Source organism: Brevibacillus thermoruber 423 (assembly GCF_000454065.1).
In the GTDB taxonomy this organism is placed as follows: Bacteria; Bacillota; Bacilli; order Brevibacillales; family Brevibacillaceae; genus Brevibacillus; species Brevibacillus thermoruber.
In genome coordinates, this window is the sequence record NZ_KE695654.1 from 245,412 (window position 1) to 268,389 (window position 22,978).

A 22,978-nucleotide genomic window follows, 5' to 3' on the forward strand; every position below is an offset into this window, starting at 1 on the left:
ACACTGCTACACTCTACGCTTGTCAGTAAGTTCTGTCAATTGCAGGAGTGCAAATACGGCTTCCACACCTCGTACAGCAGCCGCAGTCCCGCATCCATCTCCTCCACCGACAGGCCGCCGAAGCCGAATTGAAAGGCGGGCAGCCGATTTTGCGGGGGACGGAACCACTTCGGCGCGGTGGGATAGACGCGGATGCCCGCCGACGCCGCAGCCGCCGTCAGTTCCTCTGCCGTCTTGTCGCTGTACACCTCGACCGTAACCGACAAGCCGGCATCCGAGGGAATCGGCTTTCCCCGGTAGCGGAATTCGCCGTCGTAGTCGTCCTCCACGATGTAAACGCCGGTCCGGGCCGCCCACTGGAGGAGCCTGATCCGTTTCGCGTAGGGCATGACCATGCCGGACGGCTCCTGATGGGACGGCGTGATGTAGACAAGCCGGGCGCCGCTCGCCTCCAGTGCTTCCACGTTAATGCCGTCCTCCTCCAGCGGAATCGGCGTGACGGCAAAGCCGAGATGCTGAAAGACGATTCGCACGCCGTTATACCCCGGCTCCTCGATGGCGACCGCCCGGCCGTCCAGGCCAAACAGGCAGCACAACTGCTGGATCAAGAGCTGCGTACCGGCGGCGATCACAATCTCGTCCGGGGTGCAGGCGACTCCCCGCGCCTGCCTGAGGTAGCGGGCTATCTCCGCGCGAAGCCGTCGCCGTTTGGGGAGGGAACGGGCACATGGAAACGGCCAACCAGGATTCACCTGGCTGGCCGTCTGATACCATGCTATTCCAAGTCCAACTCTTCCATGGTTTTTACCTGCAGCCCCTTTTGTACGCCATTGGCTGGTTTTCCTGTATGACCGTCTGTTACAAATTTTCCTTGATCCCCCCCTTTTATTACATAAGCGTGATCAACAATCGGACCTTCGTACTTTTCCAAAAATACAATCGCTGTCTCCTTTTCCGTAAATACCTTGTTGCCTTCAAACGTGTATTCCGTTCCATCCTTATATCCACCGGTTTCGAGAATCTTGATGGGTTCGTCGTTTTGGACCTCTCCTTTATATACATGCAGCAGTTTCGCTTCACTCAGCGTAAACACAACATGTTTGTATGGGAAGCTGTCCGACTTTTCAATTTCAACCTCAGCAATCAATTCAGAGCTGTCTTTCAACTGTTCGATAGTTGTAAAACGCTCATGAACATCTCCGCTTATATTTACCGCAGTTCCCGCCTTCCCCTTGTTTTCAGCCCCATGATCGTCTTCCTGCCTTTGATGTGCTTGGCTGTATGCAGTTTGATCGGTGCTTCCGTAAAGGGGCCCTCCTGTAACAACAACGGCAGCTGCAATAATCACAAAAGTAACCATTTCTTTGTATATCATTAAAAATCTTCCTCTCAGGATCATGTTTCGTTTCATTTTATCAGATATGTCCTGATTCATGAACAACAACTCCTTGTGAACGGCTGTACCTGATTTTTGCTTGATCGGCCAACCGGCAGGAGCTGATCAGCGGCAACCATAAAAAAACACCGATGGGGGCGTGTAGACTCCATCGGTGTTTGACCGCTATGCGAGGTATGCTTCCCGAACCTGCGGGTTTGCCAGCAGGGTGGCCGCCTCGTCCTGCAGGATGATCTCTCCCGTCTGGATGACGTAGCCGCGATGGGCCACGGAGAGCGCCTGATTGGCATTTTGCTCCACCAGCAGGATCGTCATGCCCTCCCGATTCAGCTCCGTGATGATGTCAAAAATCTGCTCGACCAGAATCGGCGCCAGCCCCATGGACGGCTCGTCCAGCATCAGGATCTTTGGCTTCATCATCAGGCCGCGGGCGATGGCCAGCATCTGCTGCTCCCCGCCGGACATCGTGCCGCCCTTCTGGTTAATCCGCTCTTTCAGCCGGGGAAAGTAGCGGAACGCCCGCTCAATCCCTTCCTCAATCAGATTCTTGTCCGTTACGGAGAAGGCGCCCATCTCCAGGTTCTCCCGCACCGTCAGCTTGGGGAAAATGCGCCGCCCCTCCGGCACGTGGGCGATGCCCAGCAGGGCGATTTCGTGCGTGCGCATCTGGGTGATGTCCTTGCCGTCAAAGAGGATTTTCCCTTCCCGCGCGCGTGTCTGGCCGCAGATCGTCTTCAGCGTGGTCGACTTGCCCGCCCCGTTGGAGCCGATCAGCGTCACCACTTCTCCGTGGTTGACCTGGATGCTCAGCCCCTTTAACGCGTGGATACCGCCGTAATAGGTGTGTACGTTATGCAGTTCCAACAATGCCATCTTTGATTCCTCCCCCGCTTACGACACTTCCGACGCGCTTTTGCCCAGGTATGCCTCGATGACGCTGGGATTGTGGCGGATCTGCTCCGGCGTTCCCTCGGCGATTTTGCGTCCGTAATCCAGCACGTGGATGTATTCGCTCAAGCCCATGACCAGCTTCATGTCGTGTTCGATCAGGATGATGGTCAGATCCAGTTCGTTTTTCAGCCGGCGGATAAACTCGGTCATCTCCGCCGTTTCGCGCGGGTTCATCCCCGCCGCCGGCTCGTCCAGCAGGATGATTTGCGGATTGGTCGCCAGCGCCCGGGCGATCTCCAGGCGGCGCTGCAAGCCGTACGGCAGACTGCCGGCCGCTTCGTTGGCGACGTGGGCGATCCCGACGTATTCCAGGAGCTGATAGGCCTCGACGCGGGCCCGCTCTTCCTCTTCGCGCACCCGCCTGATGTTGAACAGGATGCCCAACAGCCCCGCCGTCAGCCGGCTGTGCGTGCCCACCATCACGTTTTCCAGGGCGGTCATCTCCTTGAACAGGCGGATGTTTTGGAACGTGCGGGTGATGCCCCGCTCGGCAATCTGGTCCGGCCGCAGTCCCTTGATGCTTTTCCCGTTCAGCAGGACATCGCCTTCGTCCGGCTCGTAAAAGCCGGTGATCATGTTGAAAAACGTGGTTTTCCCGGCCCCGTTCGGCCCGATGACCGCCGTAATCGTCCCCTTCTCGATCTTGATCGTGATGTCCTGATTGGCGACAAGACCGCCGAAGCGCTTGGTCAAGCCGATTGCTTCCAACAGTGCCATACTGATGCTCCCTCCTTGTCCGCTACGACTGGCTGCCCTGGGACAGCTTGCCTTTCGACAGCCTGCTCAGGATCCCCAGCCGGTTCTCGGCGAATTTGCTTGCCCGGATGGCGTCGAGGTCGTTCTTCCTGCGCTTCGCCGGAATCAATCCGTTGGGACGGTAGAGCGCCACGAGGATCAACATGATGCCGAAGATCAGGCGCTGGAACTTGGACGGATCCAACTGGTTGGGAAGGTTGATGACGCCCGCCTGCTGCAGCGAGTGCAGGAAATTGGAGAGCTCTTTCAGCAACTGCACCTGCAGCACCGTGACGAACGCCGCCCCCAGCACCACGCCGGGGATGCTTCCGCTGCCGCCGAGGATGACCATGACGAGAATCCCGATCGACTCCATCAGCGTAAACGAGGTCGGATCGATAAACGTCTGCTTGGCGGCGAAAATGACGCCGACCACACCGGCGAAGGAAGCGCCCGTGGCAAACGCGGCCAGCTTGGTGTTCAGCAGCGAGATGCCCATGGACTGGGCCGCCAGCTCGTCTTCCCGCACCGCGATCCAGGCGCGGCCGATGCGCGAGTTTTCAAAGCGGAGGTTGGCCAGGACGATAAAGGCGATGACAACCAGCACGATAAAGTAGAAGTGGAACGGCGTCCCCATCTTCATCCCCAACAGCTCCGGCTGCGGGATCGGAGTAATCCCCTGCGGGCCGTTGGTGATGTTGATCGGTTTGTCCAGGTTATTGAAAATAATCCGAATAATTTCGCCAAACCCAAGGGTGACGATGGCCAGGTAGTCCCCTTTCACCCGCAGGACCGGCAGGCCGAGCAAAATCCCGAAGATCGCGGCCACGATCAAGCCGACGATGAGGAACGGCCAGAACCACTCGCCCGACAGCGGGAACAGGTCGCCGGGAATGAACTGGTTGGCCTGGGACGTGGAAAAAATCGCGTACGCGTAGGCACCGGCGGCGAAAAAGGCGACGTAGCCGAGGTCAAGCAGACCGGCAAAGCCGACCACGATGTTCAGGCCGAGCGCCATCGCCACGTAGATGCCCACCTGCGAAGCCACTTCCATGTAGTAGCGGTTGTCCCCCGCCACCAGCGGAATGATGACCAGGAGCACCAGTGCCCCGATGAGCATCCGGACCATTTTCGAGGAGTTGGTGTAGTAGATCAAAACAATGGAGCACAAGATTCCCAGAAACGCGATGACCGATTTGTCCAAAAAGTGGAGCGCGGCGGAAAACCCGGCGATCCAGATCAGCGTAACCGGAAGCGGAATCCCCTTGAACGACTTCCATACCATGTTTGCCATGCGTTTCACCTACACTTTCTCTTTTACGGCTTCGCCAAACAGCCCTTCCGGCTTGAACAGAAGCACGAGAATCAAAATGCTGAACGCAAACACGTCTTTGTACTCGGCGCCAAACGCTCCGCCGGTCAGCGGACCCATGTACGCGCCGGACAGGGACTCCAGCAGGCCGAGCAGAACGCCGCCCACCATCGCGCCGCGGATGTTGCCGATTCCGCCGAGGACGGCTGCGGTAAACGCCTTGAGGCCGAGAATAAAGCCGATGTAAGGGTCAATCGTGCCGTAGTTCTGCGCAAACAGCACCCCGGTTGCGCCACCCAGGCTGGAGCCGATCAAAAAGGTAAGCATAATGACTTTGTCCACGTTAATGGTCATCAGCGACGCCGTCGACTGGTCCTGCGCAACGGCCCGCATGGCGATTCCCCACTTGGTCTTGTTGATGAACAAGGTCAGCGACACCATCATCACAACGGCGAGCACGATGACGATCAACGCCTTCGTCGGAATCGTGGCGATGCTGCCCAACGGGATGGAACCTGTAAAAAGAATGGGACTGTTCAGATAAAATTCGTTGCGGGTAATGGCTTCCGTAAAGCGGACGAGGTCCTGCAGCAGGAACGACACGCCGATCGCGGAAATCAGCGGAACGAGCCGCGGTGCGCCGCGCAGCGGACGGTAGGCTACCCGCTCGATCCCGACGCCGAGGGCTCCGGTTATGATCATCGCGATCAGCAGGGTCAAAAACAGCGCGACAAACGGATTCATCCCCTCCAGCGCTCCCAGGGCGTCCGTGATCAGCAGGACCTCCGTCCCCACAAAGGCGCCCACCATGAAAATCTCGCCGTGAGCGAAGTTGATGAACTCCAGAATCCCGTACACCATGGTGTAGCCGAGCGCAACGACGGCGTACATGAAGCCCAGCGTCAAGCCGTCAACCAACACCTGAGGCAAAATGTCGAGCAGCATACTTTCCCATCCCTCATTCCTTTGTAAACTTGCGGTAATTGTAAATTTTCTGCATTCGACGATCGCAAAAAACGACTTCCCGCCCGGCGGCTGTCGGGACATCCGCTGCGTTCTTCGCCTGACGCGCTGTCTTTCCGTTGAGCGGCAGCACAGTCGGCGAGAGGCTCGTCCGCGCGCCGGACAACTCCTCAAACAGAAAGGGCGCACACCTGAGTGTCGCCCCGGGTTGGCAGAGGCTTGTTCGGCAGTCTGCGATGTCTGGCCCTATTCAGCAGCGTTCCCTGCGATTCCGGAGTCGGCTGGTCGTCCCGATCGACGAATGCCCACGATGAAACCGTCCCCTCAAAGCACCCCTTCCACGGCGGGACAGGTTAGCATAATCATATCAGAACCACCCGTCCACCGCCACCCATGAAATCACCTGTCCGGCCCGTAAAACGTCCACCCCGGGAGGATTCTCGCCATGGGCCGATCGTCTCGCAGGACCGTTCCTGTCTGGCCTTTCTTAATTGTAAAATATATTAGGAAATTTACAAGAGATGAAAAATGGTATTTTCAAAAACATATTTTTCAAGCATATATCAGCGTAAAAATGAACCTGTTTTTAAATCAAATAAATATATCAATACTTTATTTAATTAAAGCGATCCGTTGAGGCGATCCGTTGAGAAAACGTGTTCCCCTCATGGAAGGAGGATGGACGGCACCATGACGGCCCCCGACTTCACATCGACGATCCCCTCGGCGGTGAGCCGGGCATACGGCAGATGGGTGGCGGTAAAAAACAGCAGCGAATAGAGCGGGTCCAAATGCGCGTACCCCTTTTTTCGCAAGAGGTCCGTCAGCGATTCCGCCATGCCGATCACGTCGTCCATCGGCGCGGGAGAAAACATTCCGGCGAGCGGCAGCGGACATTCGCAGACCACCCGTCCCTCGTCCATCATCACCACGCCCCCGCCGATTTGCCGGACGCGCCGCAGCGCCTGCGCCATGGCCTCTGGATCGCGCCCGATCACCAGCCAGTCGTCGGAGGCGGTGTAGGTGCTGGCCAGCGCCTCCAGAGAGCGGCTGTACCCCCTTACCAGCGCCTGTGTCAGCCGCTCCCGGTAAGGATTGAGACAACAGATCACCGCCAGCTCGGGATCGTTCTCCAACGAAACGCAGCCATCCCGGTCGGCCGGCAGCTCCTCCCGCTCCAGTGTGGTAATCACCGCATTGCGCATGTGCAGGACCGGCAGCGGTCCACCCGTGTGGCGAAGTCGAAACGCTTCCGCCCCCACGTCCCTACCCAGCCGGTCGACGGGCGGAAACTCGTACCGCTCCCATTGGGGCTGCACCGTGGACACCAGCAGCCGCCCCTTTTCCGCCGCCCGCCGTCCGTTGGCGATGACCAGCTCGGGCGTCGGTTCCTCCGGACGGGCGAGCAGCAGAACATCGGCGAGCCGGCCTGGTGCAATACCCCCGATTTCGGCGTCCATGCCGTAGTAGACGGCGGGGTTGAGCGTCGCCATCGCGTAGGCCTCTTCCGGCGGCACGCCTGCCTCGATCGCCACCCTTATCGTGTAATCCATCAGGCCGTGCCGATGCATCGGCGGCGTGCTGCCGTCCGACGTCAGCATCATGCGGGGCGACCAGGGCAACCCCATCTCCAGCCAGCCGCGAACCAGCTCCGGCAGGTCCGGCCGGATGGACGAGTGGCGCAGCGCGGTGTACATCCCCAACTGCAGGCGGCGCAGCAGATCCTCCGCCGTGATGCTCTCGTGGCAGGCGGTGATCCCGGCGGCAGCCGCCGTGTTCAGGGTCTCCGCCGACGCTCCCGGATGATGTCCCTCCATCCGTTTGCCGAGATCGCGGGTGTGCTTGATCCCGAACAGCAGGGTCTCGTCTTCGCTCAACACTCCCTGCCAGTCGGTCAGTTCCCCGCCCTGGACAACCAGCGGATGCTCCAGCATGCGGGCCAGCCCTGCCCGGTCAAACGGCGGTTCGGCCTGCGCCCGCCTCTGCTGCGGATCGAGCCGGCTCCAGAAAAAATGCTTGACCGGATGGGCCGACAGCCGCTCCATGATCTCCGCCACCTGCGCAAACGGCAGGCTCATCAGCATCATCGTGTCGGACACCAGGGTGGTCGTTCCCCGTTCCAGCGCGAAGTCGGCCAGCGTAAACGGATTGTACCACTGAAACGGATGGGCGTGCGGCTCCATGTACCCCGGCACAGCGTACATCCCGGCGGCGTCCACCACCACCGTGTGTTCGTCCACCTCCGGCTCCTTTTCCCCCACATAGGCGATCCGCTCTCCGGCGACGGCGACGTTCACCTCCCGCCATTCCTTGGTATACACCTGCAGCACCCGCGCTCCTTTGATCCACATGTCGGCCGGGGCCTGCCGCTTCGCCACCCGTATCAGACGCAGGTAAGCCTCCTCGTTCATCGGACGGACTCGCATACGTATGCACTCCTTTCCCTGTTTGGCGCACGGATAGAGAATTCCTCTGCTTGAGCAGACGTTTTCTAGCGAACGCTCGGTCACTTCCTGTGTACACTTCTCCGTCCGCCCGCCGGTATCCTGTATCCCCGCATCGCTGCTAACAACAATTCCCTCGCGTGTTTTTTTCCTCCCGGCACACACTACCAAACAGGAACCGTTAGGACAGGAGGGACAACGATGCAAAAAAACGTCGGAACCGTGGATGCCGTGATTCGCATCACCGTCGGCCTGTTAGGGCTGGCCTACGGAGTCGGCCGGATGGGCCGCCGCCCGTACCGCACCCCCTGGCTGTTGATGGCGCTGTCGGCCATGAAGGTGGCGGAAGGCGTCACCCGTTTTTGTCCGATGCTGTACGCGATGGGTGTCAACAGCCGCGATCGGGCCGGTCTGCAAAACATGCTGGGCAAAGTCAAGGACATGGGGGCCCAGGCGGGGTTGAAGCAGATGGGCATCGGCACGACTCCCAAACAGGAGCATGCCAACCTGTCGGCCGAAGACAAACAGCTCGAAGCGGCCGTCCAGGAGTACGTCTCCTACCGCCAGGCCGAAGAAGCCTCCCGCAGCCAAGGGCGCGAACAAAAACCGGACGACCACCACAGCCGCGACGAACATCTCTATCCAACCTATTCCTAGGAGGGACTGCCCATGTCACTTGTCGGACCTCCGCTGTACGAGTGGTTTTCCCACAACGCCTTTGTCATCGCCCTGATCATCGGCTGTGTCGCCGTCATGGGGTACTTTTTTTACGCAGCCGGCAAAAAGAAAGGGAGATACCGTCAGTAACCGGACGGGTCTCCCTTTTTTTCGCTGCAGGCAAACGTCCTTGTCACGATTTGCATGAATCTAGCTTCTGCGCAGCGCCCTGTCCGCGATGTCCCGGCGGTAATGCGCCCCCTCGAAGCGGATGCGCTCAACGGCGGCGTATGCCCGAGCCCGCGCTTCCTCCAGCGTCCGCCCCGTCCCGGTCACGCCGAGGACGCGGCCGCCGCTGGTGACGATGCCCTTCTCCGTCTGTTTGGTGCCGGCGTGGAACACGGTAACGGACTCGCCCGCCTTCTCCAACCCGCTGATCGGCTCTCCCTTGGGGTAATCGCCCGGATACCCGGGAGCGGCCATGACGACGCATACCGCACTCTCCTGCTTCCAGCGCACGTCGACGGATGCCAGTTCCCCTTGGATGGCAGCCGTGCAGATGTCTACCAGATCGGTCTCCAGGAGCGGCAGAATCACCTGCGTCTCGGGATCGCCGAAGCGGGCGTTGAACTCCACCACCTTCGGCCCCTCGTCCGTGATCATCAGGCCGGTGTAAAGCACGCCCCGGAACGGAATGCCGTCCCGGGCCATGCCGCGGGCCATCGGCTTGACGATGGTTTCCACGATCTGCTCCACCAGTTCCGCCGACATGTGCGGCACAGGCGCGTAGGTGCCCATGCCGCCGGTGTTGGGTCCCTGGTCGCCGTCAAAGACGCGCTTGTGGTCCTGGGAGGTCACCATCGGCTTGACCGTTTCCCCGTCGACAAACGACAGCAGGGACAGCTCTTCGCCGCGCATGCACTCCTCGATCACCACGCGCGCCCCTGCCTGGCCGAACACCCCTTCCTTCATGATCCGGTAGAGCGCCGCCTCCGCCGCTTCCAGCGTTTCCGCGACGACCACCCCTTTGCCGGCGGCCAGCCCGTCTGCTTTGACCACGATCGGTGCCCCCTGTTCACGCACATAGGCCAGGGCGGACTCGTAGTCGAGAAACGACTCGTACCGGGCCGTCGGGATGCCGTAGCGCTTCATCAGATGCTTGGCAAAACATTTGCTTCCTTCGATCTTCGCCGCGTGGGCGGTCGGCCCGAAGATCGGCAGGCTGCGCTCCGTAAAAAAGTCCACGATTCCGCCCAACAGCGGGTCTTCCGGACCGACCACCGTCAGGTCAACCCCCTCGTCTTTGGCAAACTGGGCCAGAGCGGCAAAATCGTCAACGGGAATCGGCACGTTTTCCGCCAACTGCGCCGTACCGCCGTTGCCGGGCGCGCAGAAAATCTTTTTCACTTTGGGACTTTGCGCCAGCTTCCAGACGATGGCGTGTTCGCGGCCCCCGCCGCCGATTACCAGTACGTTCATCCGTACTCCCTCCTGTCAGCGGTTCTGGAATCCCCGCTTTTCTTGTTCGGCTCCCATGGATTCGTGCCGGACGATTAGTGTTTGAAATGGCGTACGCCGGTAAACACCATCGCGATGCCATGGCGGTTGCAGGCGTCGATGGAGTCCTGGTCGCGGACCGAACCGCCCGGCTGAATGATCGCCGTCACGCCCGCCTTCGCCGCCGCTTCCACGGTGTCCGGCATCGGGAAGAAGGCGTCCGAGGCCAGCACGGCCCCTTTCGCTTTTTCTCCCGCCTGGGCGATGGCGATGTTGGCGGCACCGACGCGGTTCATCTGGCCGGCGCCCACACCGATGGTCATGTTCTCCCTGGCGAGCACGATGGCGTTCGACTTGACGTGCTTGACGACCTTCCAGGCGAATTTCAGTTGGGCCAGTTCGTCGGCGGTCGGCTGTTTGTCGGTCACCACGCGGATGTCGGCATCTTCCAGTTGTTTCACGTCGTACTCCTGCACCAGCGCTCCGCCCGCCACCGGAGCGATGCGGAAGCCTTGCGCCGCCTCCCGGGACTCGTTCAGCGCCGGGATGCGCAGCAGGCGCAGGTTTTTCTTCTCGGTCAGCACGGCCAGCGCTTCTTCAGTGAAATCAGGCGCGAGGATGATTTCCAAAAACGTTTCTTTCATCAACAGGGCGGTGTCGCGGTCCACCGGACGATTGGCCGCCACAATGCCGCCAAAGATGGAAACGGGATCAGCCTCGTACGCCTTTTGGTAGGCTTCGCGAATGTCGGCACCGATGCCTACGCCGCACGGATTGGAGTGTTTCACCGCAACCACGGCGGGTTCGGCAAACTCGCGCACGATTGCCAGAGCGGCGTCAGCATCATTGATGTTGTTGTAGGAAAGTTCCTTGCCGTGAAGCTGTTCGGCGCGGGCGATGCTGGCCCCGGCCGCCAGCGGCTCGCGGTAGAACGCGGCCCGCTGGTGCGGATTTTCGCCGTAGCGCAGATCCTGCGCCTTTTCGTAGGTCACCGTGTAGCTTTCCGGCAGGAAATCGCCCACCTGTTCGCTCAGATAGCGGGAAATCAGCGCGTCGTACGCGGCCGTATGGCGGAACACCTTGGCGGCCAGACGGCGGCGCGTGTCCAGAGACGTATCGCCTTCCTTCTCGATTTCCGCGGCTACCTGCTCGTAGTCGGCGGCGTCCACCACAACGGTGACGTACTGGTGGTTTTTCGCGGCCGCACGCAGCATGGTCGGCCCGCCGATGTCGATATTCTCAATCGCCTCCGCAAACGTCACGTCCGGTTTGGCGATCGTCTGCTTAAAAGGATACAGGTTGACGACAACCAGATCAATCGTTTCAATCTGCAGGTCGTTCAACTGCTGCCGGTGCGTTTCATTGTCGCGCACAGCCAAGAGGCCGCTGTGGATATTCGGATGCAGCGTTTTGACGCGCCCGTCGAGAATTTCCGGGAAACCGGTCACTTCGGAAATGCCGATGACGGGAATGCCCGCTTCTTTCAGCATGGCGGCCGTACCCCCGGTGGAGATGATCTCCACGCCGGCGTCAGCCAAACGGCGCGCAAACGGAATCAACCCTGTCTTGTCGGAAACGCTGATCAGTGCCTTTTTCACACTCACGGATAGAACCTCCTGACTTTTTTGGAAAGAGAATAGAAAAAACACGAACATTATAAGTTAATTAAAACACAATTGTACGTTTTTATCAAGATTTCCCCCCAAAAACAAACGCAGCCGCACCGTGCCGGGGCACGTGAGACTGCGTTCCTTTTGCATCAAACGTCTATCGCCTTTTCTTTTTCCCGTCCTGCCATTTTTTCAATCGTTCGGCAAGCGGATCGACTTTCGCCCTCCCGCTCGCTTGCGACGCCTCTTTCTTTGGGGTGTCCGTTCCCTGTGCCTGCTTGTTCGCCAGGTCGCTGATTGATTCGAGGGATGGGGGTTTGCCGTTTTTCAACTGCTCCTTCACCTGCTCCCGCGTTTCCTCGTTCAGGTTGAGACCCATGTCTGACAGCTCGTTGAGCACGTCATCGATGTTTCCGGTCCCTCCCTTCGGCAGCTTTTGCGCCAGCCGCACGATATCCTCCAGCGTCCAGTTCCGTCCTGTTTTCTTGCTCAGCTTCCCCAGCAGATCGGAAATGAAATCGCCCATGTGGCCCCCTCCTTTTTTCCGCTTTCGTTCTACTGTATGTAGCGGAAGCCCGGGTGGGGAACGTTTTTTCCAAAAAGGCCGTCTCCCCGGCCGGAAAGGCACGGGTTCGTCACGGGTGTTCCTCGCAGCATTTCTCCGTCGGTTGGGCGCTTATGTGTTTTTGCGAAAGGAAACGTGCATCCCGTAAAGAATTAACAACTTTTACTACGCAAATAATGGAAGGAAGATCTTCGCATGAATCCGATGCTGCTGGAATTTCCCACCCGGTTTTTCACCGACCGATTGTTGATACGAATGCCGCAGCCTGGAGACGGACAAGCAGTGTTTCAGGCCATCCAGGCGTCCATTGCGGAACTGAAACCGTGGATGCCGTTTGCACAGAAAGAGCAGTCCGAACAAGACGTTGCACTGAATATTCGCGAAGCCCATGTGAAGTTCTTGCAGCGTGAAAATTTACGGCGTCTGGAGGAATCCTCTCATGACCAATCGTGAAGACATCGCTTCCCGTCCCCTGCCGGCGGGAAACATACTTCTTGTCGCGGGCATCATTCTCGTCGCCTTCAACCTGCGCCCCGCCCTCACCTCCGTGGGACCGCTGATCGGCTCCATCCGAACGGATACGGGCCTGTCCGGCGGCATGGCGGGTTTTTTGACCACGCTGCCGCTCATCGCCTTTGCCGTCCTGTCTCCGCTCGCTCCGAAGATCGCGGAGCGTTACGGGAATGAACGGACCATCTGGGCGGGACTGTGCGCCTTGATCGTCGGCATCGTCCTCCGCTCGCTCGGGGGGACCGCCGCGTTATTTGCCGGAACGGCCTTGATCGGCTTGGGGATCGCTATCTGCAACGTGCTGCTGCCGGGGCTTGTCAAGCAGCGGTTTCCGGACAAGGTCGGGCTTATGACGAGCGTGTACACCACCGCGATGGGCACTTTCGCCGCGCTGGCGTCCGGTCTCAGCGTCCCGCTTGCCCAGGCGCTGCATCTCGGATGGCAGGGAGCGCTGGCCGGCTGGTCCCTGCTGGCCCTCATCGCCCTGGTTGTTTGGCTGCCGCAGCTTCGTTCTTCCGGCAAATTCGCCCGCGACCAGGGCAAAACGTCCGCCAACGGCCGGCTCTGGCGTTCGCCGATGGCCTGGCAGGTTACCGTTTTCATGGGATTGCAGTCGTTTGCGTTCTACTGCACCATTGCCTGGCTGCCGGAAATTTTGCATCACCACGGCATGAGCGTCTCGACAGCGGGCTGGATGCTCTCCATCCTGCAGTTTGTCAGTCTGCCCGCCACATTTCTGGCGCCGGTGCTGGCCTCCCGCCTGCCCAACCAGTCGGGCATGGCCTTGGTGATCGGCCTTTTCTTTCTGGCCGGATTCGGCGGGCTGCTGGGCGGCGGAAACAGCTTGCTGCTCTTTGGCTCGCTTGTGCTGCTCGGCATCGGGCTGGGGGCCAGCATCAGCCTGGCGCTGACGATGATCGTCCTGCGAACAACGGACACGCATCAGGCTTCCGCGTTATCCGGCATGTCGCAATCCTTCGGTTATTTGCTGGCCGCCGGCGGGCCGATCCTGATCGGGATTCTCTACGATTGGACCCGTTCGTGGACGCTCCCCCTGCTGACGCTGCTGGTGGTCAGCCTGCTGATGACGATCGCCGGGATCGGAGCGGGACGCAGCAAATACGTATAAGGCCCCTGCGGCACGAAGCAAACAAACGGCCCTCCGCCACGGGAATCGTTCCCGCCGCAGAGGGCCGCTTATTACTTCTCCAGCCGCACGTGCCGCCCCTCCAGCCTCATCCGGCCGGCGAGCAGTTGTCCGATCACGTCGACCAGCAGTTCGTGCTCCACTTCATGGATCCGGGCAGCGAGACTCTCTGCCGTATCCGTCTCGCGCACCGCCACGGGAACCTGTGCGATGATCGGCCCGGTATCCAGGCCGGCATCGACGACATGTACCGTTACCCCCGTTATCTTTACCCCGTAGGCGAGTGCCTGCCCGACCGCATCCTTGCCGGGAAAGGCCGGAAGCAGCGAGGGATGCAGGTTGATGATCTGTCCTTCGTAGGCGGACAAGAGCGTCGGCCCCACCAGCCGCATGTACCCGGCCAGCACGACCAGCGCAACGTCCCGCCTGCGCAGCTCGGCGACGATCTTCGTCTCAAACGCCGCCTTGTCCGGATACGCTTTCGGCTCAAACGCGAACGCTTCCACGCCCAATCGCTCCGCCCGCTCCAGCACCTTGGCTCCCGGCTTGTCGCAGACGAGCAGCGCAACTTCCGCGCCCTCCAGCCGGCCGCTTCTCGTCGCCTGCACGATCGCTTCAAAATTGGAACCGCTGCCCGAGGCAAAAATGGCTATCCGTTTCACCACGCCACCCCGTTGTACACGACTTTCCGCCCGCCCGCCCGGATCTGGCCGATCAGGTACGGTTGCTCGCCCAATTGCTGCAGCGTGCCGATCACATCGACGACGTCGTCCTGCTTGACGACCAGCACCATCCCGATGCCCATGTTGAACGTGCGGTACATGTCGGCCGGGGCGATGCCGCCCGCCTCCTGCACCAGACGGAAGATCGGCAGCACCGGCCAGGAACCGACGTCGATCACCGCCTGCGTTCCTTCGGGCAGGACGCGGGGAATGTTTTCCGTGAAGCCGCCGCCGGTGATGTGGGCCATCGCCTTGATCTCGAAAGACTGGAGCAGCGAAAGGATCGGCTTGACGTAAATCCGGGTCGGCGTCAGCAGCTCTTCCCCCAGTGTTTTGCCGAGCGCGTCCACGTGATCGTGCAGCGACATCCCCCGATCAGCCAGCAGCACTTTGCGCACGAGGGAAAAGCCGTTGCTGTGCACGCCGCTGGAGGCGAGCCCCACCAGCACGTCGCCCGGCTGCACACCAGCACCGGTGATCAGCTTCTCTTCGTCCGCGACACCGACGGTAAACCCGGCGATGTCGTACTCGCCTTCCGCGTACATGCCCGGCATTTCCGCCGTCTCGCCGCCGATCAGCGAACAGCCGGCCTGGGCGCAGCCGTCAGCGATGCCCTTGACGATCGCCTCGATCTTTTCCGGAATCACTTTGTCGCAGGCCAGGTAATCGAGGAAAAAGAGCGGTTCCGCTCCCTGCACGACCACGTCGTTGACGCACATCGCCACGGCGTCGATGCCGATCGTGTCGTGTTTGTCCATGGCAAACGCGAGCTTCAGCTTGGTGCCCACGCCGTCCGTGCCGGAGACGAGCACCGGTTTTTTGTACCGGGACGCATCCAGGCGAAACAGCGCGCCAAATCCGCCCAAATCGGTCAGCACTTCGGGACGGAACGTCCGCTTCACATGCTTTTTCATCCGTTCTACCGCTTCGTTGCCCGCCTCGATGTCGACGCCTGCTTGCTTGTATGCTTCGCTCATGGTTTCTCCCCTCTTAACACTTGTCTGCCGGCAGTGCCGCCTCAAATTCGATCTCCGTGGGATACTGGCCGGTGAAGCAGGCCAGGCAGTGGCCGTTGTTGGGAGCCGCGTCCGTGCGGCCGATCGCTTCGATCATGCCTTCCACCGACAAAAACGCCAGCGAGTCCGCGCCGATGATGCGGCGAATCTCTTCGACCGTTTTGGTGGAGGCGATCAGTTCGTCCCGGGTGGACGTGTCGATGCCGTAGAAGCAGGGATTCTTCACCGGCGGCGAACTGACCCGCACGTGCACTTCCCGGGCCCCCGCCTCGCGCAGCATGCGGACGATGCGGCTGCTGGTGGTGCCGCGGACGATCGAGTCGTCGATCATCACCACCCGCTTGCCTTCCACCACTTTGCGCACGGCAGACAGCTTCAGGTGAACGGCGCGTTCCCGCAGCTCCTGCGTCGGCTGGATAAAGGTGCGTCCCACGTAGCGGTTCTTGATCAACCCGATCTCGTAGGGGATGCCGGTCGCCTCCGCGAAGCCGATGGCCGCCGAGATGCTGGAATCGGGCACGCCCGTCACCACGTCGGCCTCCACCGGCGCCTCCAGCGCGAGCTGCTTGCCCAGCCGCTTGCGGGCCATGTGCACGTTGATCCCGTCGATGTCACTGTCCGGCCGGGCAAAGTAGATGTACTCAAACGTGCAGATGGAGCGGACGGTTTTGTCCGTAAACGTCGTCTCGCGGATGCCGTCCTCGTCGATGACGATCAGCTCGCCCGGCTGGACGTCGCGCCAATACTCGGCGCCGATGATGTCAAAAGCGCACGTCTCGGATGCCACGCAGACGGCGTCACCCAGACGGCCGAGGGACAGCGGACGCAGCCCGTTCGGGTCGAGCGCGATGATGAGCTGCCGCTCGTTCATCACCAAGAGCGCGTACGCCCCCTTGATGTGCTGCAGCGCTTCCTTGACCGCTTCCGCCAGGTCCCGGCTTTGCGAACGGGCGATCAGGTGGGCGATCACTTCGGTATCGCTCGTCGTCTGGAAAATGGAGCCCTTGGCCTCCAGCTCTTTTCGCAGCACGGAGGCGTTGACCAGGTTGCCGTTGTGGGCGACGGCCATGCTGCCGTGGGCGTAGCGGAAAAAGAGCGGCTGCGCGTTTTCGATCTTGCTCGCACCGGCCGTGGTGTAGCGCGTGTGGCCGATGGCGATGTGGCCGCGAAACTTCTCCAGGTCGCCCTTGCCAAACGCCTCCGATACCAGCCCCATGCCGCGGTGTTTGTACCACGTTTCGCCGTCGGAGGCGCAGATGCCCGCGCTCTCCTGGCCGCGGTGCTGCAGGGCGTGCAGCCCCAGGTAGGTCAGCGGGGCCGCTTCCCGGTGGTTGTAGATGCCAAAGACGCCGCACTCTTCGTTCAGTTTGTCCCAGATCAACCGATCAAACATGGAATCGCATCCTTCCAAGCGGCTTTCAAGTCGGCAAGCGGCGCATGGATGACTTCCGTTCCGTTGACGTTCACCACCAGTCGCTCGCCGCCGGTCGTTCCGATCACCTGTGCCGGCACATCCCGTTCCTTTGCCAGCGCCAGAACGGCGTCCGTTTGTTCCTGCGCGACGCTGAGCAGAATGCGCGACTGCGACTCGCTGAACAAAAGCACGTCGCTGCGCATGTCGGACTTCAGCGAGACGGCTGCGCCGATCCCGTTGCCGAAGCACGATTCCGCCAGCGCGACGCCGAGTCCTCCTTCCGACAGGTCGTGCGCCGATTTCACCAGCCCCTGGCGGATGGCGTCGAGCACCAGCTTCTGCACAGCCGCTTCCTTGGCCAGGTCAAGCTGCGGCGGTCGGCCGGAGATGGAGCCGGTCGCCCACTTTTGATACTCGCTGCCGCCCAGTTCGGCGTAGGTCTCGCCGAGGAGAATGATGGCGTCCCCTTCGGCCTGGAAATCCTGGGTGGTGATGTGGTCGACGTCCGCGATCAGGCCGACCATGCCGACGGTCGGCGTCGGGTAGATGGCGTCGCCGCTGCGTTCGTTGTAAAACGACACGTTGCCGCCGATGACCGGCGTATTCAGCGCGAGGCAGGCTTCGCTCATGCCGTCGACCGCTTTTTCAAACTGCCAGAACACCTCCGGCTTCTCGGGGTTGCCGAAGTTGAGGCAGTCGGTGATCGCCAGCGGCTCCGCGCCGGAGCAGACCACGTTGCGCGCCGCTTCGGCCACGGCGATCGCGCCGCCCACCTGCGGGTCGAGGTAGACGTAACGGCCGTTGCAGTCCGTGCTCATCGCCAGTGCCTTGCGGGTGCCGCGGATCATCACCACAGCCGCGTCCGACCCCGGTTTGACCGCCGTGTTGGCGCGGACGATGTGGTCGTACTGCTCGTACACCCACGCCTTGTTGGCCACGGTCGGCTGGGCCAGCAGGGCTTTCAGGGTTTCGTTGACGTCGGCCGGCTCGGGGATGGCGGCCACCGGATCGACGTTGGCGTTCGCTTCGTAGTACGCGGGTACGGCCGACGGTCTGTGGTAGACCGGAGCGTCGTCCGCCAAGGTCTTCACCGGCACTTCCGCCACCACTTCGCCGTGGTGCAGCAGGCGCAGCATGCCGTCGTCCGTCACGCGGCCGACGACCGCCGAAGCCAGGCCCCACTTGTCAAAAATGGCGATCGCTTCCGCCTCCTTGCCCTTTTCCACGACGACCAGCATGCGCTCCTGGGATTCGGAGAGCATCATCTCGTAGGCGGACATGCCCGCCTCCCGCTGCGGCACCAGGTCGAGGTTCATCTCGATGCCGTTGCCCGCCTTGGAGGCCATCTCCGCACTGGAGCAGGTGAGACCGGCCGCGCCCATGTCCTGGATGCCGACGACGATGCCGGTGTCGATCAGCTCCAGGCAGGCTTCCAGCAGCAGTTTTTCCATGAACGGGTCGCCCACCTGCACGGCCGGCCGCTTTTTCTCCGACTCGTCGTTCAATTCCTCGGAGGCGAACGTCGCACCGTGGATGCCGTCCCGGCCGGTGCTGGCGCCCACGTAGATGACCGGGTTGCCGACGCCGGTCGCCACCCCTTTTTGAATCTTGTCGTGGTCGATCAGGCCGACGCACATCGCGTTCACCAGCGGGTTGCCCTCGTAGGTGGCGTCAAAGTTCACTTCCCCGCCCACGGTCGGGATGCCGATGCAGTTGCCGTAGCCGGCGATGCCCGCCACCACGTTTTCAAACAGGTATTTCACGCGCGGCGAGGTCAGTTCCCCGAAGCGCAGCGAGTTCAGGAGCGCCACCGGACGGGCGCCCATCGAAAAGACGTCGCGAATGATGCCGCCCACCCCGGTCGCCGCCCCTTGGTACGGCTCGATGGCGGAGGGGTGGTTGTGGCTTTCGATCTTGAAGACGACGGCCTGGTTGTCGCCGATGTCGACGATCCCGGCGCCTTCACCCGGTCCCTGCAGCACGCGCGGCCCGCTGGTCGGGAAGCGGCGCAGCACCGGCTTGGAGTTCTTGTACGAGCAGTGCTCCGACCACATCACGCTGTAGAGTCCCGTCTCTGTCCAGTTCGGCTTTCGGCCGAGGATGTCCACGACGCGCTGATACTCTTCGTCAGTCAGGCCGATCTCCCGGTACAGGCGCTGATCGGCGATTTGGTCGGCGGTCGGTTCGTTACGAGTGAGCTGTGACACTGTTGCGTTCCCTCCATGTCTTCAGAATCGAGGTAAACAGGCGCCGTCCGTCGGCGGAACTCATCCATTCGTGCACGGCCCGCTCCGGGTGGGGCATCATGCCGAGCACGTTGCCCCGTTCGCTGCAGATGCCGGCGATGTCGTCCAAAGAACCGTTCGGGTTTTCCCCTTCGTAGCGGAAGACGATCTGGTTGTTGGCCCGAAGCCGCGCCAGCGTCTCGTCGTCGCAGTAGTAGTTGCCTTCGCCGTGGGCGATCGGGATGCGGATGACTTCACCCGCCGCGTAGTCGCGGGTAAACGGCGTGTCGTTGTTGACCACGCGCAGCGGCGACAGCTTACAGCGGAACTTGAGCGAACGGTTGCGGAGCAGGGCGCCCGGCAGCAGACCGACTTCGGTCAGGATCTGGAAGCCGTTGCAGATGCCCATCACCAGCTTGCCTTCCTCCGCTGCCTTGACCACCTGCTCCATCACCGGCGAAAACCGGGCGACCGCGCCGCAGCGCAGGTAGTCGCCGTAGGAAAAGCCGCCCGGCAGCAGGATGACATCGTAGGCGGAGAGGTCGGTCTGTGCGTGCCAGACGTAATCCACCGGCACTCCCATCACGTCTTCAACGGCGTTGTACAAGTCGATGTCGGCGTTGGACCCGGGAAAGACGATTACGGCTACTCGCATGGCTCAGCCCTCCACGATGTCGAAGCGGTAGTCTTCAATCACGGTGTTGGCCAGCAGTTTTTCGCACATCGCGCGGACGCGCTCCTCCGCCTGCGCCCGGTCGGCCGTGTCCAGTTCCAGCTCCATGTACTTGCCGATGCGCACGTCTTTCACTTCGTCAAATCCGAGGGTGTGCAGCGCTCCCTTGACCGCGTGTCCTTGCGGGTCGAGCACGCTTTGGCGCAGCGTCACGTATACCACAGCTTTACACATGTGCTTCTCCTCCCAATCGTTTCAGCATTTCCCGATACGCTTCTTCCACATGGCCGAGATCGCGGCGGAAGCGGTCCTTGTCCAGCTTCTCCATCGTCTCGGCATCCCAGAACCGGCACGTGTCCGGCGATATTTCATCCGCCAGGAGAATTTCTCCCTCCGGCGTGCGTCCAAACTCCAGCTTAAAGTCGACGAGAATCACGCCGCGCTTGCGCAGGTAGCCCTGCAGGACCTCGTTTACCTGCAGGCCGATTCGCTCCAGCACGGCCAGTTCGTCTTCGCCGGCGACTCCGAGCACCTTGATATGAGAGTGGTTGACCAGCGGATCGCCCAGTGCGTCGTCTTTATAGTAAAACTCCACGACCGGGTGCGGCAGGACCGTCCCCTCCGCCAATCCCAACCGCTTGGCCAGGGAACCGGCCGCGATGTTGCGGACGACCACTTCCAGCGGAATGATCTCCACTTTGCGGACCAACTGCTCCGTGGGCGACAGCAGGCGGATAAAGTGGTTGTCGATGCCCCGCTCTTTCAACAGTGAGAAAAAGATGGCGGTGATGCGGTTGTTCAGCTCACCTTTTCCGGCGATGGTGCCTTTCTTTTCCCCGTTGAACGCGGTGGCGTCGTCCTTGTACTCCACCCAGTATTGATCGGCTAAAGACGTACGATAGATGCGCTTTGCCTTGCCTTCATAGAGTTGTTCCCGTTTTTCCACTTCCGGAGTCACCTTCCCCGATCAAAAGGTTGCGTAACGCTTAATATTCACGAACATTTCAACTCCATTAAAACATAATCATACGCATTTATCAACGAAAATGAGCAGATTAACCTTCGACAAATGTTCGGGAATTTATGTAATATCCCTCAAGTTGACGATTTCATCATTCGGCAAACAATCATGTGTGCCTTATTCTTTCCCTATGCGGGGACTTTCGGACTGCGCTCCGCCCTGCAGAGATAAGTGGGGCCAATCGGCGGCTGCCTGTCGCAGCAAAAGAGAAAAAGTCCGGATGCCCGGACTCTACAGGTACAATACGTGATGAAACTGGGAGAATCGTTTACGTTTACGCTTGCGCTTCAACCCCTGTCAGCCGAATGATTCCGGCTCATGTCGTTTACGCGCATAAACGCATGCAGACAAGCCCTTCTTTTCACAAGAAGGGCGTTGTGTTCACTCCGGCTCCAACCGCTCTTCGCGCATCTCGGCAATGGACTTCGCGTCACGGTGTTCAAGCGCTTCGCCGTACTGCAGCGGCTGTCTGATCTCCACCATCGGAGCGGCGTTTTCGTTTTCCAGTGGGCTCATCTCGGCAGGATCGCCGACATTTCGCATGGCGGGCGGAAACCGGTTTTCCGCAGTCATCCCCAGTCCCCTCCAGTCTTCATGGAATGCTGTTACGATGTAGGATGGCCAGCTTGCCGAAAAAAAATCCCGGAGATCCCTGTTTGCCACAGCCCACATGTATCCATTTTGCTGTCGCATCCCCGGCTCCTGAACGCATGCTGCTGATCCAGAGAAACGCTCTCTCACGATGCATCGCCCTTCCCCGTCCTGCAGGGATAGGGAAACGCGCCGCAGCATGAGAGCCGTTGGGCGAAAGCGCTCGGACTGCGGCGGCTTTCCTTTTTTGTGCTACACTGGTAGAGGGTAAATTTTTCAGGGAAAGGATGAGTCCGCATGTTTCCGTTTGAGGTGTTATTCCCGACCCGGATCTTCTTCGGCACCGGCGAAATCGCCCGGTTGGGGCGGGAAGCGAAAGCGCTCGGCCGCAAAGCGCTGCTCGTCACCGGCGGCCGTTCGGCCAAACGGACCGGTCTGTTGGACCGCGTTCAGTCGCTGCTGGCGGAAGAACAAGTGGAGTACGTGCTGTTTGACAAGATAGAACCCAACCCGCGCACCACCACCGTGGACGAAGGAGCGGCGCTCGCCCGCGAACACGGATGCGACTTTGTAATCGCGCTCGGCGGCGGCTCGGTGATGGACGCCTCCAAAGCGATTGCGGCGGTGGCTCTCTCCGGCCGGCCGATCTACGATTACCTGCGCGGCAATCCCAGCGGCACGGCCAAAGAGCTGGTGCCCGTACAGGAAGCGCTCCCCCTGCTGACCGTGCCCACCGTGGCGGCGACCGGGTCGGAGGCGAACAACATCAGCGTGCTGACCCACTGGGAAAGCCACGAAAAATCGTCGATCAACGGCCCGGGGCTGTATCCAAAGGTGGCGATCCTCGATCCGGCGCTTACCTACACGGTGCCGCCACACGTCACCGCGGAAGCGTGCGCCGACATCTTCGCCCACCTGTTCGAATCGTACCTGATCAGCGCGGAAGGCACGCATGTGCAGGACGGCTTTACGGAGACGCTGATCCGACTGGTTGTGGAACACTCGCTTACGGCCATCCGCCAGCCCGATCACGAGGAAGCGCGCGCCACCCTGCTGTGGACGAGTACGCTGGCGATCAGCCCGTTTACCCTGTCGGGGCGCGGAGCCGGCTATCCGCTGCACGGCGTGGAGCACCCGCTGAGCGGCTATTACGACATGGCCCACGGGCGGGGATTGGCCATGTTGTCCCTGCCGTACTTTGAACAGGTGATTCTGCCCGACCGCCCGGAACGGCTGGCCCGCATGGGGCGTCAGTGCTTCGGGGTCACGGAGGCGGACGACCAGGCCGCCGCACGGGCTGCGATCCAGGCCGTCCGCAGCTGGTACGAAGCGATGGGCATCACACAGCGCCTCTCCGACTTTGGCGTCACGCGCGACGCCCTGCCGGAGCTGGCGCGGGAAGCGGTGCGCATCGGCGGACGGGGCACCGGCCACCTGGCAAGCTCCCGGCCGCTGCATGAGCAGGATGTCATCGCCATCTACGAGGCGTGCCTGTGACTCCCGTGCGCAGCGGCCCGCCTCCCCTCCCG

22 protein-coding genes and 1 pseudogene are annotated in these 22,978 nt (G+C 61.0%); 5 read left to right on the forward strand and 18 right to left on the reverse strand.

Annotated features, from left to right (window positions below):
• Positions 1 to 35: 35 nt before the first annotated feature.
• From M516_RS24110 to M516_RS0120700, 7 genes are all read right to left on the reverse strand, one after another.
• A complete protein-coding gene (locus M516_RS24110) occupies positions 36 to 752 on the reverse strand; it encodes an aminotransferase class I/II-fold pyridoxal phosphate-dependent enzyme (RefSeq protein ID WP_238551019.1) in 717 nt (238 codons plus the stop codon).
• Between the two features lie 23 nt (positions 753 to 775).
• On the reverse strand, positions 776 to 1,435 hold the full coding sequence (locus M516_RS0120670; RefSeq protein ID WP_029100808.1) for a hypothetical protein: 660 nt from the start codon (positions 1,433 to 1,435) through the stop codon (positions 776 to 778).
• Positions 1,436 to 1,561: 126 nt separating this feature from the next.
• Entirely contained in the window at positions 1,562 to 2,269 is a 708-nt protein-coding gene (locus tag M516_RS0120675; protein ID WP_029100809.1) for an ABC transporter ATP-binding protein, read from the reverse strand.
• 18 nt (positions 2,270 to 2,287) lie between these two features.
• Positions 2,288 to 3,064, reverse strand: a complete 777-nt coding sequence (locus M516_RS0120680) for an ABC transporter ATP-binding protein (protein ID WP_029100810.1) — start codon at positions 3,062 to 3,064, stop codon at positions 2,288 to 2,290.
• Positions 3,065 to 3,086: 22 nt separating this feature from the next.
• Positions 3,087 to 4,376, reverse strand: coding sequence for a branched-chain amino acid ABC transporter permease (locus M516_RS0120685; RefSeq protein ID WP_029100811.1), 1,290 nt, complete (start codon positions 4,374 to 4,376; stop codon positions 3,087 to 3,089).
• Positions 4,377 to 4,385: 9 nt separating this feature from the next.
• On the reverse strand, positions 4,386 to 5,339 hold the full coding sequence (locus M516_RS0120690; protein ID WP_029100812.1) for a branched-chain amino acid ABC transporter permease: 954 nt from the start codon (positions 5,337 to 5,339) through the stop codon (positions 4,386 to 4,388).
• A 683-nt stretch (positions 5,340 to 6,022) separates the two neighbouring features.
• Positions 6,023 to 7,783: an adenine deaminase C-terminal domain-containing protein gene (locus M516_RS0120700; protein ID WP_029100813.1), complete on the reverse strand. Its 1,761-nt coding sequence runs from the start codon at positions 7,781 to 7,783 to the stop codon at positions 6,023 to 6,025.
• A 219-nt stretch (positions 7,784 to 8,002) separates the two neighbouring features.
• Between M516_RS0120700 and M516_RS25025 the strand changes: the two genes are divergently transcribed.
• Together M516_RS25025 and M516_RS25775 are read left to right on the forward strand one after the other, a co-directional pair.
• Entirely contained in the window at positions 8,003 to 8,458 is a 456-nt protein-coding gene (locus M516_RS25025; RefSeq protein WP_035290415.1) for a YgaP family membrane protein, read from the forward strand.
• Positions 8,459 to 8,470: 12 nt separating this feature from the next.
• Positions 8,471 to 8,608, forward strand: a complete 138-nt coding sequence (locus M516_RS25775; protein WP_162836716.1) for an EYxxD motif small membrane protein — start codon at positions 8,471 to 8,473, stop codon at positions 8,606 to 8,608.
• Positions 8,609 to 8,668: 60 nt separating this feature from the next.
• On the opposite strand, the gene purD is transcribed toward M516_RS25775, so the two are convergent.
• The 3 genes from purD to M516_RS0120725 all read right to left on the reverse strand — a co-directional run bounded on the left by purD (position 8,669) and on the right by M516_RS0120725 (position 12,091).
• Positions 8,669 to 9,937, reverse strand: a complete 1,269-nt coding sequence (gene purD, locus M516_RS0120715; RefSeq protein ID WP_029100814.1) for a phosphoribosylamine--glycine ligase — start codon at positions 9,935 to 9,937, stop codon at positions 8,669 to 8,671.
• Positions 9,938 to 10,011: 74 nt separating this feature from the next.
• The gene (purH, locus tag M516_RS0120720) at positions 10,012 to 11,559 is read right to left on the reverse strand and encodes a bifunctional phosphoribosylaminoimidazolecarboxamide formyltransferase/IMP cyclohydrolase (RefSeq protein ID WP_029100815.1); all 1,548 of its coding nucleotides are present in this window, start codon (positions 11,557 to 11,559) and stop codon (positions 10,012 to 10,014) included.
• A gap of 163 nt (positions 11,560 to 11,722) precedes the next feature.
• Positions 11,723 to 12,091, reverse strand: a complete 369-nt coding sequence (locus M516_RS0120725) for a hypothetical protein (protein WP_029100816.1) — start codon at positions 12,089 to 12,091, stop codon at positions 11,723 to 11,725.
• Positions 12,092 to 12,325: 234 nt separating this feature from the next.
• On the opposite strand from M516_RS0120725, the pseudogene M516_RS24120 reads away from it, so the two are divergent.
• Positions 12,326 to 12,556 (forward strand): annotated as a pseudogene (locus M516_RS24120) (GNAT family N-acetyltransferase); the annotation flags it as partial.
• Between the two features lie 13 nt (positions 12,557 to 12,569).
• Positions 12,570 to 13,769, forward strand: coding sequence for a CynX/NimT family MFS transporter (locus M516_RS0120735; protein WP_051188323.1), 1,200 nt, complete (start codon positions 12,570 to 12,572; stop codon positions 13,767 to 13,769).
• Between the two features lie 71 nt (positions 13,770 to 13,840).
• On the opposite strand, the gene purN is transcribed toward M516_RS0120735, so the two are convergent.
• The 8 genes from purN to M516_RS0120775 all read right to left on the reverse strand — a co-directional run bounded on the left by purN (position 13,841) and on the right by M516_RS0120775 (position 21,431).
• Positions 13,841 to 14,452, reverse strand: a complete 612-nt coding sequence (purN, locus tag M516_RS0120740) for a phosphoribosylglycinamide formyltransferase (RefSeq protein WP_035290418.1) — start codon at positions 14,450 to 14,452, stop codon at positions 13,841 to 13,843.
• Entirely contained in the window at positions 14,446 to 15,486 is a 1,041-nt protein-coding gene (gene purM, locus M516_RS0120745) for a phosphoribosylformylglycinamidine cyclo-ligase (protein ID WP_029100819.1), read from the reverse strand. Before purM ends, purN begins: the two co-directional genes overlap by 7 nt.
• A gap of 13 nt (positions 15,487 to 15,499) precedes the next feature.
• Positions 15,500 to 16,918, reverse strand: coding sequence for an amidophosphoribosyltransferase (gene purF, locus M516_RS0120750; RefSeq protein WP_029100820.1), 1,419 nt, complete (start codon positions 16,916 to 16,918; stop codon positions 15,500 to 15,502).
• Positions 16,903 to 19,146 (reverse strand): phosphoribosylformylglycinamidine synthase subunit PurL, encoded by a 2,244-nt coding sequence (purL, locus tag M516_RS0120755; protein WP_029100821.1) that lies wholly within the window; start codon positions 19,144 to 19,146, stop codon positions 16,903 to 16,905. Before purL ends, purF begins: the two co-directional genes overlap by 16 nt.
• Positions 19,127 to 19,819, reverse strand: coding sequence for a phosphoribosylformylglycinamidine synthase subunit PurQ (purQ, locus tag M516_RS0120760; RefSeq protein ID WP_029100822.1), 693 nt, complete (start codon positions 19,817 to 19,819; stop codon positions 19,127 to 19,129). The genes purL and purQ overlap by 20 nt, the downstream gene beginning before the upstream one ends.
• A gap of 3 nt (positions 19,820 to 19,822) precedes the next feature.
• Complete coding sequence (purS, locus tag M516_RS0120765) at positions 19,823 to 20,071, reverse strand: phosphoribosylformylglycinamidine synthase subunit PurS (protein WP_029100823.1); 249 nt, start codon at positions 20,069 to 20,071, stop codon at positions 19,823 to 19,825.
• Entirely contained in the window at positions 20,064 to 20,783 is a 720-nt protein-coding gene (gene purC / locus M516_RS0120770; protein ID WP_029100824.1) for a phosphoribosylaminoimidazolesuccinocarboxamide synthase, read from the reverse strand. The genes purS and purC overlap by 8 nt, the downstream gene beginning before the upstream one ends.
• 456 nt (positions 20,784 to 21,239) lie before the next feature.
• Positions 21,240 to 21,431: a hypothetical protein gene (locus tag M516_RS0120775; RefSeq protein WP_029100825.1), complete on the reverse strand. Its 192-nt coding sequence runs from the start codon at positions 21,429 to 21,431 to the stop codon at positions 21,240 to 21,242.
• A 315-nt stretch (positions 21,432 to 21,746) separates the two neighbouring features.
• Here M516_RS0120775 and M516_RS0120780 point away from each other — a divergent pair, with 315 nt between their 5' ends.
• Positions 21,747 to 22,946 carry an iron-containing alcohol dehydrogenase gene (locus tag M516_RS0120780; protein WP_029100826.1) on the forward strand — a complete coding sequence of 400 codons (1,200 nt, stop codon included), beginning with the start codon at positions 21,747 to 21,749 and terminating at the stop codon, positions 22,944 to 22,946.
• Positions 22,947 to 22,978: the final 32 nt, after the last annotated feature.

Bases quoted from the DNA above. Each gene is read 5' to 3' on its own strand.
- M516_RS0120680 (WP_029100810.1), bottom strand. From the start codon at position 3,064: ATGGCACTGTTGGAAGCAATCGGCTTGACCAAGCGCTTCGGCGGTCTT.
- purS (WP_029100823.1), bottom strand. From the start codon at position 20,071: ATGTGTAAAGCTGTGGTATACGTGACGCTGCGCCAAAGCGTGCTCGAC.
- M516_RS0120775 (WP_029100825.1), bottom strand. From the start codon at position 21,431: ATGACTGCGGAAAACCGGTTTCCGCCCGCCATGCGAAATGTCGGCGAT.
- M516_RS0120735 (WP_051188323.1), top strand. From the start codon at position 12,570: ATGACCAATCGTGAAGACATCGCTTCCCGTCCCCTGCCGGCGGGAAAC.
- M516_RS25025 (WP_035290415.1), top strand. From the start codon at position 8,003: ATGCAAAAAAACGTCGGAACCGTGGATGCCGTGATTCGCATCACCGTC.
- purM (WP_029100819.1), bottom strand. From the start codon at position 15,486: ATGAGCGAAGCATACAAGCAAGCAGGCGTCGACATCGAGGCGGGCAAC.
- purD (WP_029100814.1), bottom strand. From the start codon at position 9,937: ATGAACGTACTGGTAATCGGCGGCGGGGGCCGCGAACACGCCATCGTC.
- M516_RS0120700 (WP_029100813.1), bottom strand. From the start codon at position 7,783: ATGCGAGTCCGTCCGATGAACGAGGAGGCTTACCTGCGTCTGATACGG.
- purQ (WP_029100822.1), bottom strand. From the start codon at position 19,819: ATGCGAGTAGCCGTAATCGTCTTTCCCGGGTCCAACGCCGACATCGAC.
- M516_RS0120675 (WP_029100809.1), bottom strand. From the start codon at position 2,269: ATGGCATTGTTGGAACTGCATAACGTACACACCTATTACGGCGGTATC.
- M516_RS0120685 (WP_029100811.1), bottom strand. From the start codon at position 4,376: ATGGCAAACATGGTATGGAAGTCGTTCAAGGGGATTCCGCTTCCGGTT.
- M516_RS0120780 (WP_029100826.1), top strand. From the start codon at position 21,747: ATGTTTCCGTTTGAGGTGTTATTCCCGACCCGGATCTTCTTCGGCACC.
- M516_RS0120690 (WP_029100812.1), bottom strand. From the start codon at position 5,339: ATGCTGCTCGACATTTTGCCTCAGGTGTTGGTTGACGGCTTGACGCTG.
- M516_RS0120725 (WP_029100816.1), bottom strand. From the start codon at position 12,091: ATGGGCGATTTCATTTCCGATCTGCTGGGGAAGCTGAGCAAGAAAACA.
- M516_RS25775 (WP_162836716.1), top strand. From the start codon at position 8,471: ATGTCACTTGTCGGACCTCCGCTGTACGAGTGGTTTTCCCACAACGCC.
- M516_RS0120670 (WP_029100808.1), bottom strand. From the start codon at position 1,435: ATGAATCAGGACATATCTGATAAAATGAAACGAAACATGATCCTGAGA.
- purF (WP_029100820.1), bottom strand. From the start codon at position 16,918: ATGTTTGATCGGTTGATCTGGGACAAACTGAACGAAGAGTGCGGCGTC.